We start from the raw sequence: 4220 nt of genomic DNA, 5'->3' as shown, positions 1-4220 counted from the left end.
CCCCCTGGTTTGTGCCCCCGGACCACATGGCCCGGGCCTCCTTCTCGCGAACTTACGGAGGTATTTTGCCGAGTTCCTTCAACATCGTTCTCTCAAGCGCCTTGGTATGCTCTACCAGTCCACCTGTGTCGGTTTAGGGTACGGTCTGATGGAGGGCTATTTCCAGGAACTGTCTTGGATACGCCCCAATCCGATAAGGGACGCACGCCGCCACAATCCGTCACATCCTCCTGGCCCAGTAATATTAAACTGGTTCCCATCGCCTACGCCTTTCGGCCTCGGCTTAGGGGCCGGCTTACCCTGCTCAGATTAGCTTTAAGCAGGAACCCTTGGACTTTCGGCGAGAGTGTCTCTCACACTCTTTGTCGCTACTCATGTCATCATTCTCGCTAGTGATCTCTCCACCGGATGGCTCACGCCCCGGCTTCATCGAAAGCCTCGCGTCTCCAATGCGGGCGAACCCGCTAAGGAGACATGAGACTATGTCACACTACGCTCTGCTACCATGCCTTACGGCATCCTCAGCTTCGGCTCATGGCTTGAGCCCCGTTACATCTTCGCCGCAGGACAACTTGTTTAGACCAGTGAGCTGTTACGCTATCTTTAAAGGATGGCTGCTTCTAAGCCAACCTCCTGGTTGTTTTGGTCGTCCCACCTGCTTTCCCACTTAGCCATGAATTGGGGGCCTTAGCTGGAGGTCAGGGTTGTTTCCCTCTCCACTACGGACGTTAGCATCCGCAGTGTGTCTGCCATCTAGTACTCCCGGGTATTCGGAGTTTGGTTAGGATCAGTAAGCCTGTGGGGCCCCATTACCCATCCAGTGCTCTACCCCCCGGGGCATTCGGATGACGGTCTACCTAAATAGATTTCGCAGAGAACCAGCTATCTCCGAGTTTGATTGGCCTTTCACCCCTAGGCACAATTCATCCCGACCTTTTTCAACAGGTGTGGGTTCGGACCTCCAATAAGTGTTACCTTATCTTCATCCTGATCATGCCTAGATCACTCGGTTTCGGGTCTGATCCCACGAACTCGACGCCCTATTAAGACTCGCTTTCGCTGCGCCTACACCTAACGGCTTAAGCTTGCACGTGAGACCAAGTCGATGACCCATTATACAAAAGGTACGCCGTCACCCCGAAGGGCTCCGACTGATTGTAGGCGTTCGGTTTCAGGTACTGTTTCACTCCCCTCGTCGGGGTGCTTTTCACCTTTCCCTCACGGTACTGGTTCACTATCGGTCAGTAAGGAGTACTTAGCCTTCGAGGGTGGTCCCCCGATCTTCAGACAGGATTTCACGTGTCCCGCCCTACTTAATACGTCCCATCGAGCTTCGAATACGGGGCTGTCACCCGCTATGGCCACGCTTCCCAACGTGTTCTTCTCACTCTCAAGGCTCGGCTGGTCCCCGTTTGCTCGCCGCTACTAGGGGAGTATCATATTGATGTCCTTTCCTCCGGGTACTTAGATGTTTCAGTTCCCCGGGTTTGCTCTTAAAACCCTATGTATTCAGGTAATAAGTACCAGATTAAGCAGGTTATAAGCTGCCATACGGCAATTATAACAAACTTTCTGGTGGGTTGCCCCATTCGGAAATTCCTGGGTCAAAGCTTATTCTCAGCTCGCCAGGACTTATCGCAGAGTATCACGTCCTTCATCGCCTCTTACTGCCAAGGCATTCACCAAACGCCCTTCTCGCGCTTGATCTGATCCAGAAAGAGACAGACAGCATATATGTCCTACCACTTCGTTACTTGAGGACGATGAACGCCCCGCCATACCCGGTAGAACACTGTCGGTCGCGATCGATACGGGAAGCTGGAACAACCCTCGATCCCTGTTTCCGAACCAGAAAGCATACTATCCCAGATCCGCTACTCTGCATCACCGCCACTCGTGCTTTCGCTTGCGATGACCCAGATCCAACGGACCCTTGGTTAGTGTACTTGACTTGGACAACTCTGTTCGTTTCAGCCGCGATACATGTGAGCGAGCGAGGAAACACTCGGTTCACTTGCCGCCTCTTTTCATGTGCTACCGCGCGGAGCGCTACTTGAGCACGAAGAGGAACGACTGAGATCTGACGCCACACTCGGCGCGATCAAACAGTGTTGATATTTTTCTCTCTAAACGATGTAAAAGACGTCCAACTGGACGATAAAACACTGCAAACGCAGTGCTTTACGATCCGGCTGGCATTGCCTGGATATCGGGATCCGAAGAGCTTCGCGCAAGGATGATGGTGGGTCGAGGAGGACTTGAACCTCCGACCTCACGCTTATCAGGCGTGCTCTCTAACCACCTGAGCTACCGACCCATCTGACCTTGCTTGCGCAAGCTTGGTTGGGCCCTCTCAGTGGTGGAACAAGGGCCATAACGTGGTGGAGCCTAGGAGGATCGAACTCCTGACCTCCTGAATGCAAATCAGGCGCTCTCCCAGCTGAGCTAAGGCCCCTTGCTGAACCCAGCGCCATGCTGGATCCCGATGTTCTGAAGAGATATGAGGACGGCCTGGTCCGTCTGATGTGACCGGTTTTGATTACCGGGCGTGCTAAGTGATCCACGATCAGGAGCAAGCTCCATGATACTAGGATCATCCTTAGAAAGGAGGTGATCCAGCCGCAGGTTCCCCTACGGCTACCTTGTTACGACTTCACCCCAGTCGCTGAGCCTACCGTGGTCCGCTGCCTCAAAAGTTAGCGCACGGCCTTCGGGTAGACCCAACTCCCATGGTGTGACGGGCGGTGTGTACAAGGCCCGGGAACGTATTCACCGCGTCATGCTGTTACGCGATTACTAGCGATTCCGACTTCATGCCGTCGAGTTGCAGACGACAATCCGAACTGAGACATCTTTTTGGGATTAACCCACTGTAGATGCCATTGTAGCACGTGTGTAGCCCAACCCGTAAGGGCCATGAGGACTTGACGTCATCCACACCTTCCTCCCGCTTATCACGGGCAGTTCCCCTAGAGTGCCCAACTAAAGGCTGGCAACTAAGGGTGTGGGTTGCGCTCGTTGCCGGACTTAACCGAACATCTCACGACACGAGCTGACGACAGCCATGCAGCACCTGTCACTAGGCCCCGAAGGGAGGCTCCATCTCTGGAGTTGTCCTAGGATGTCAAGGGTTGGTAAGGTTCTGCGCGTTGCTTCGAATTAAACCACATGCTCCACCGCTTGTGCGGGCCCCCGTCAATTCCTTTGAGTTTTAATCTTGCGACCGTACTCCCCAGGCGGAATGCTTAATCCGTTAGGTGTGTCACCGAATAGCATGCTACCCGACGACTGGCATTCATCGTTTACGGTGTGGACTACCAGGGTATCTAATCCTGTTTGCTCCCCACACTTTCGCACCTCAGCGTCAGTATCGAGCCAGTGAGCCGCCTTCGCCACTGGTGTTCTTCCGAATATCTACGAATTTCACCTCTACACTCGGAGTTCCACTCACCTCTCTCGACCTCAAGACTACCAGTATCGAAGGCAGTTCCGGGGTTGAGCCCCGGGATTTCACCCTCGACTTAATAGTCCGCCTACGCGCGCTTTACGCCCAGTAATTCCGAACAACGCTAACCCCCTCCGTATTACCGCGGCTGCTGGCACGGAGTTAGCCGGGGTTTCTTTACCAGGTACCGTCATTATCTTCCCTGGCGAAAGAGCTTTACGACCCTAGGGCCTTCATCACTCACGCGGCATGGCTGGATCAGGCTTGCGCCCATTGTCCAAGATTCCCCACTGCTGCCTCCCGTAGGAGTCTGGGCCGTGTCTCAGTCCCAGTGTTGCTGATCATCCTCTAAAACCAGCTATAGATCGTAGACTTGGTAGGCCATTACCCCACCAACTATCTAATCTAACGCGGGCCGATCCAAATCCGATAAATCTTTCCCCCGAAGGGCGTATGCGGTATTACTCACCGTTTCCAGTGGCTATTCCGCAGATCTGGGTACGTTCCCACGCGTTACTAACCCGTCCGCCGCTCACCCGAAGGTCCGCTCGACTTGCATGTGTTAGGCCTGCCGCCAGCGTTCGTTCTGAGCCAGGATCAAACTCTCAAGTTGAAAGCAGTTTACACTGCTATCCTTGACGTTCGAACCTCTGCACATCTCCAATACTTCACGACCCGCTTTGGGGGCTGGCCGCTATATCCACCCGGCTAAGGAAGGATACGTACTGGAAGTCATCTGTCTGTCTGTGCTTCAGGTTTCATCAGAAACCGAAAG

General features: G+C 53.9%; 2 tRNA genes and 2 rRNA genes. All 4 read right to left on the bottom strand.

The features are described from left to right. Nucleotides 1–1707: ribosomal RNA gene (locus ATO3_RS28235) — 23S ribosomal RNA — on the bottom strand; the annotation flags it as partial. A 533-nt stretch (nucleotides 1708–2240) separates the two neighbouring features. Then, nucleotides 2241–2317: transfer RNA gene (locus ATO3_RS28230), tRNA-Ile, on the bottom strand. Between the two features lie 62 nt (nucleotides 2318–2379). Further along, a tRNA-Ala gene (locus ATO3_RS28225) sits at nucleotides 2380–2455 on the bottom strand. A 148-nt stretch (nucleotides 2456–2603) separates the two neighbouring features. After that, nucleotides 2604–4058 (bottom strand): 16S ribosomal RNA (locus ATO3_RS28220). Nucleotides 4059–4220: the final 162 nt, after the last annotated feature.

The organism is Marinibacterium profundimaris (genome assembly GCF_002210095.1).
In the GTDB taxonomy this organism is placed as follows: Bacteria; Pseudomonadota; Alphaproteobacteria; order Rhodobacterales; family Rhodobacteraceae; genus Marinibacterium; species Marinibacterium profundimaris.
This window is presented reverse-complemented; position numbering and strand designations above follow the sequence as displayed.